General features: G+C 36.8%; 3 protein-coding genes and 1 pseudogene. All 4 read left to right on the plus strand.

Annotation, left to right across the window (positions count from 1 at the left end):
• Positions 1-525: 525 nt before the first annotated feature.
• Positions 526-2,991 (plus strand): annotated as a pseudogene (locus F6K22_RS27415) (nSTAND1 domain-containing NTPase).
• Between the two features lie 14 nt (positions 2,992-3,005).
• Positions 3,006-3,599 (plus strand): WD40 repeat domain-containing protein, encoded by a 594-nt coding sequence (locus F6K22_RS27425; protein ID WP_293105375.1) that lies wholly within the window; start codon positions 3,006-3,008, stop codon positions 3,597-3,599.
• 220 nt (positions 3,600-3,819) lie between these two features.
• A complete protein-coding gene (locus F6K22_RS27430; RefSeq protein WP_293105377.1) occupies positions 3,820-4,596 on the plus strand; it encodes a caspase family protein in 777 nt (258 codons plus the stop codon).
• A gap of 12 nt (positions 4,597-4,608) precedes the next feature.
• A partial coding sequence (locus F6K22_RS27435; protein ID WP_483244167.1) for an nSTAND1 domain-containing NTPase occupies positions 4,609-6,357 on the plus strand: 1,749 nt, incomplete at its 3' end.

Here is a 6,357-nt window from a genome sequence, read left to right on the forward strand (position 1 = left end):
TGGTGCGTTATATCAAGTCCAGTAGGGTGCGTTAGACGGCTACAATATCAGACTGTGAAAGGTATTTAACAATCCGTCGTAACGCACCGCTTTAGTTTTCCCTCTGTCGGTGCGTTATATCAAGTAACATTAAGGGACCGCAATGTAGGGACTAAACATGGTTAGTCCCTACGAGGTTTGGGAAAGATTGTTTATTACTGCTATTTATTGAGACATGATATTACGCTTCTCTAGCGCACTCTACTAGACTGACTTTAGTTTTTCCTTTGTCGGTGCGTTACGCTTCTCTAACGCACCCTACTGGACTGACTTTAGTTTTCCCTTTGTCGTTGCGTTACGCTTCTCTAACGCACCCTACTGGACTACTACTTTCCTAGTTGTGAAAAATGAAATTACACACTACCTGTAGGGGCGAATGGCCATTCGCCCCTACTAGGTATGGCGGTTATGGGTAAGTCCTGATTCTGTTAACAGAAAGTCTCTAATATAAAATAAATGTAATTATTGGAAAAAAACTTGTCTATTATGGTAAGAATTAAGCGAAATTTAGCGATTATAATTGGTATCGATCGCTATCTTCATATTCCTAAACTTAAGAATGCTGTCTTTGATGCTCAAGAATTAGCCGATGTTCTTCAGGAAAAACACAATTATCAAGTTTTAAGATTATTTGATGAACTAGCAACGAAGGAAAAATTTAGTCAACTTCTAGAAAATCTGCAAAACAATAAAATTGAATTAGAGGGAAAGTTAACTCAAATTGAAAAAAGCGATCGCCTCTTATTCTATTTTGCAGGTCATGGATTTGATGAGGAAGCAGAAGATAGTGAAGAGGGTAAACCTGCTGGTTATTTTATGCCTCAAGATGCAGATGCTAATGACAATAAAACTTGGTTGTCGATGAAGAAAGTATACGAAACCTTGACCGAATTACACTGTCATCATCTGTTAATAATTCTAGACTGCTGTTTTGCTGGTAGAATTTCTTGGGTGAGCAAGGGTAGAAATGCAGCCAGACCACGCAAACTTTATAAACAAAATTATGACCGTTTCATTAAACATAGCACTCAGCAAATTATTACTTCAGCAGGCCATGATGAGAAAGCATTAGATTCATTTCGCTTTGGAAAACGGGGTGGAGGTGATAATAAACATTCACCCTTTGCCTATTTTCTCTTAAAAATACTGAAAGCTGACTCTAATAGAGGTAATGATAAATTTATTGAAGCAATTATTGACGATAAAGTAATTACTGTCCATGAACTTTTTACCTATCTGCAAAACGAATTAGGGAAAGTCACAGAAGGGCAGACATCTACTCTTGTTCAACCTCGAAAATACGACAAAGAGATAGGCGAATATGTTTTTTTGAAGGGTGAATATATCTTTCCTCTAGCCAATTTTAAACGGGACAAACTAGAAGAATTTAAGCTAGATGAAAATACCAATCCCTATAAAGGTTTAGCTTCATTTGACGCTAAGGATAGTCAGCTATTTTATGGCAGAAAACAACTAATTGAAGAGCCAAAAGAAGGTCTGATAGCAAAAGTAAGTGAAAATCCACTTACAGTAGTGTTAGGTGTTTCGGGGTCGGGGAAATCTAGCTTAGTTAAAGCTGGTTTGATTTCCAAGCTAAGATCGGAGCAAGAGAAAGAAGCTAGTCAGGATAAATGGTATGTTCTTAATCCTATCCGACCAGGAGAAGTTCCTTTAACTGCTCTGGCGAGAGCAATTTTGCCTATTAAAAATGTCAATTTAGTCAATGAATTGACTCAAGTTAAGTTCCTCGATAATCTGCTTGATTTAAAAATTAAACCAGAGCAAGAATCGAAATTGAATGATGAATCAAAGGATTTTTTTAATATTCTGGTGAAAGCTTGGTCAGGGGAAATACCAGAAGCAAAAATATTACTAATTTTAGATAATTTTGAAAAGCTAAAAAAAATATGTAATGATTCAGAGAAACAACTGTTAGAAGAATTTAAGAATAATATTTCCAATACTCTTAATTCCTTAATTGAAGAACTCAAACAAAATTCTCAATCTTTAACTGCAATTGTCAATCAATGGAGTCAAAACAATCCGAATATTAAGCTACTACTCACAATAGATCAGAGTGAAGAATTAATTACCTTATGCCAGAATGACCAAGATAGAGAAAATTTTCTACATTTGTTAGCAGAAGCTTTAGCATCAAAGGAATTATCTCAAAACTTACGCATTGTGTTGACATTGCGTTCTGATTTTGAACCTCAACTCAGGGATTTGAATGAGGACAAGTATAAAGACGCAGATTGGCAAAAGAATTGGCAAAAAAATTGGCAAGATGGGCGGTTTATCGTAACTCCTATGAACAGGGAAGAGTTACAACAAGTAATAGAGGAACCTGCTGCACAAAGGACATTATTTTTTGAGTCTCCTAAATTAGTCAATGCTTTGATTGATGAAGTGATTCAAATGCCTGGTGCTTTACCTCTACTTTCTTTCACCTTGAGTCAGCTTTATTTGAAGTATCTCAAAGCTGAGGAGAATAAGGAGAGAGATGACCGAACCATTACTGAGGCAGATTATCAAGATACAGGTGGGGTGAAACGCTCTCTGATCAAAACTGCTGACGACACATATAACAAATTAGTAAATTAAGAAAAAGTTGATGAGTCAACGATTCGTGATGTAATGCTGCGAATGGTTGCTATTAGTGGAAGTGAACTAGCTCGCCGAAGAGTGCCAACTTCTGAATTGGTTTATCCAGAGCCAAAAAATGAGCAGGTAACTAAGGTAATTGAGTGCTTTGTCAAAGCACGTTTGCTGGTTAAAGGATTAGATACCGAAGGTAAAGAATATGTGGAACCCGTCCATGATGCTTTGGTGACGGGATGGCAAAAGTTGTTGATGTGGAAGCAGGAGCATGAGGAGAGTTTAATTTTGCAACGGCGGTTAACTCCGGCGGCTGAGGAATGGGAAAGTGTTAAAAGCAACGAACAACTATAGCTGCTATAGTTGATGTGAGTTTCAGTCCGGATGGTCAAATGATCGCCACGGCTTATAATGACGGTAACATTAAGCTTTGGAGTCCAGATGGGCAAGTAAAAACTCTCGAAGAACAAAAACACGAGGGAGCTGCCAACAGTGTTAATTTCAGTCCGAATGGTCAGACGATCGCCTCGGCTGATGATAAAGGCATTGTTAAGCTTTGGAGTCGAGATGGCCAGCTAGTAAATACTTTTCAAGCTCATAATAGCTCAATTAATGATGTGAGGTTTAGTATGGATAGTCAGATTATTGCTACAGCTAGTAATGACGGTAACGTTAAGCTTTGGAGTCTAGGTGGTCAGCTAAGGGCAACTCTCCCAAGTCTTGATGGTCTTGTGAATAATGTAAGTTTTAGTCCAGATGGCAAGACTATTGCTGCTGCAACTAAGAAGGGTACTATTGTTTTGTGGAATATCGATCTGGATTATTTACTAGCTATTAGTTGCGATCGTGTGCGTGACTATTTGCAGAATAACCCTAATGTTAGTGATGGCGATCGCCTGCTATGCGAGGGTATTGGTGAGCTTGAAAAAGATGGGGAAAATCATTCAATAATTAATAATTAAAGTAGCATTCAGCGGTCAGCACTCAGCTATCAGTTTTTCAAGGTGTATAATGGGAGATTCAAACCCCCATTAACAGACACCACTAATTTTTAAAATATAGTGGGGGAATTAAACCCTTGAATCTTTAGCTGACAGCTAAATGCTGAAAGCTAATAGCTAGTTAATAATTACCTCTTCTTTTTAAGAAGACATTTTAAACCTTAGTTTTTCGGTAATGATTATGGTAAGAATTAAGCGAAATTTAGCAATCATAATTGGTATCGATCGCTATAGTCATATTCCTAAACTTAAGAATGCTGTCTTTGATGCTAATTCTGTAGCGAATGTTCTTCAGGAAAGACACAATTATCAAGTTTTAAGATTATTTGATGAAACTGCAACTAAGGAAAAATTTAGTCAACTTCTAGAAAATCTTCAAAATAAGAAAATTGAATTAGAGGGAAAGTTAACTCAACTTGAAAAAAGCGATCGCCTCTTATTCTATTTTGCAGGTCATGGATTTGATGAGGAAGCAGAAGATAGTGAAGAGGGTAAACCTGCTGGTTATTTTATGCCTCAAGATGCAGATGCTAATGACCAGAAAACCTGGTTGTCGATGAAGGAAGTATACGAAACTTTGACCAACTTAGACTGTCATCATCTGTTAATAATTCTAGACTGCTGTTTTGCTGGTAGAATTTCTTGGGTGAGCAAGGGTAGAAATGCAGCCAGACCACGCAAACTTTATAAACAAAATTATGACCGCTATATTAAACATAGCACTCAGCCAATTATTACTTCCGCAAGCTATGATGAAGAAGCATTAGATTCATTTCGTTTTGGCAAAAGGGCTGATAAAAATGGGCATTCACCCTTTGCTTATTTTCTCTTAAAAATTCTCACAGGTAATTCCAATGGAGAAGAAGACAAGTTTCTGGAAGCAATTATTGATGGCCAAGTAATTACAACCCATGAACTTTTTACCTATCTGCAAAAGGAATTACGGAAAGTGGCATAAGGACAAACTCCTGTGCTTTTTCAACCTCAAAAATACGACCCAAAAATCAATGAATATGTTTTTTTAAAGGGTGAATATATTTTTCCCCTATCTAATTTTAAACCGGAAAAAATAGAAGAATTTAAACTATATGAAAGTACCAATTCCTACAAAGGTTTTGGTTCATTTGAAAAAGAATATAGTCAGTTATTTTTTGGTAGAAAAAAGCTGATTGAAGATCCTAAAGAAGGTCTTTTAGCAAAGGTCAAAAATCATCAAATTACAGTAGTTTTAGGTCTTTCTAGTTCGGGTAAATCTAGCTTAGTCAAAGCTGGTTTAATACCAGGTATTAAACAAGAGGCAGAAACAGATAAACAGCAGTGGTACATCCTGGAAACGATGAGACCAGGAGAACTTTCTTTTACTGCATTGGCAACGGTACTCTTGCCAATTACAAGAGGTTTAGAGCTTGATTCATTAATTAATAAGTTATATCAAGATGTTCAATTTTTAACTGAAATTATTCATCAATGGAGTCAAAAGAATCCAAATATTAAGTTATTATTGACTATCGATCAGAGTGAAGAAATTATTACTTTATCCAAGAATGACGAAGACAGAGAAAATTTTTTACGTTTGTTAGCAGAAGCTTTAGCTGTACCAGAAATAGCTGAAATTTTGCGAATTGTAATGACATTGCGTTCTGACTTTGAACCTCAACTCAGAGATTTGAATGAACACAAGTATAAAGATACAAATTGGCAAGAGGTTTGGCAAGAAGTGTGGCAAAATGGCAGGTTTATGGTGACACCGATGAGCAGGGAAGAATTACAACAAATAATAGAAGAACCTGCTGCACAACGAACATTATTTTTTGAGTCTTCTAAGTTAGTCAATGCTTTGATTGACGAAGTGATTTCAACGCCAGGTACTTTACCTTTACTTTCTTTTACCTTAAGTGAGCTTTATTTAAGATATCTGAAAGGAGAAGAAAATAAAGAAAGGAGCGATCGTACTATTACTGAAGCAGATTATCAAAAAATAGGTGGGGTGACACGCTCTCTAACTAATCGTGCTGACAATACTTACAATAAGTTAAAAGAAGAAGAAACAGTTGATGAGCCAACAATTCGTGATGTCATGCTGCGAATGGTCGGTATTCGTAGTGGTGAACTAGCTCGCAGAAGAGTGCCAACTTCTGAGTTGGTGTATCCAGAACCAAAAAATCAGCAAGCGAAGCTGGTTATTGCTCGTTTTGTCAAAGCACGTTTGCTTGTCAAAGGTAGGGATACAGAAGGTCAAGAATATGTGGAACCAGTCCATGATGCTTTGGTAAAAGGATGGAAGCAAATTAAAGACTGGTTAGATGAGACACAGGAAACAGTTGAAACAGTAAGTTTATGGAATCCCATCAAAAAGTTTTTCAATCGCAAAAAAGAGCATCCTGAAGTTGAAAAAATATTAAAAGTAAATTTGCCGTTGCAGCGAGAGGTGAATACTTCTGCCAATAATTGGAGTCACCATGCAAAGGAACTCGGTTTCCTCTGGAATAATGATCCACGGCTAGATTTGCTCAAACAGGTACTCAATTCTCAAGATAACTGGTTTAACAAGGTAGAAACTGAGTTTGTACAGCGTAGTATCTGGCGCAAAACCTTTAATACTCGGCGCAATTGGAGTATTGCTATTGCGGTTATGGTTGGATTAAGTAGTTTGACGATTTCCTCTTTAATTAGTCTACGAAATACAAAGATAGAACAAGTTAATAATTTAATCGGATCT

The organism is Okeania sp. SIO2F4 (assembly GCF_010672385.1).
Lineage (GTDB): Bacteria > Cyanobacteriota > Cyanobacteriia > Cyanobacteriales > Microcoleaceae > Trichodesmium.

Bases quoted from the DNA above. Each gene is read 5' to 3' on its own strand.
- F6K22_RS27430 (WP_293105377.1), top strand. From the start codon at position 3,820: ATGGTAAGAATTAAGCGAAATTTAGCAATCATAATTGGTATCGATCGC.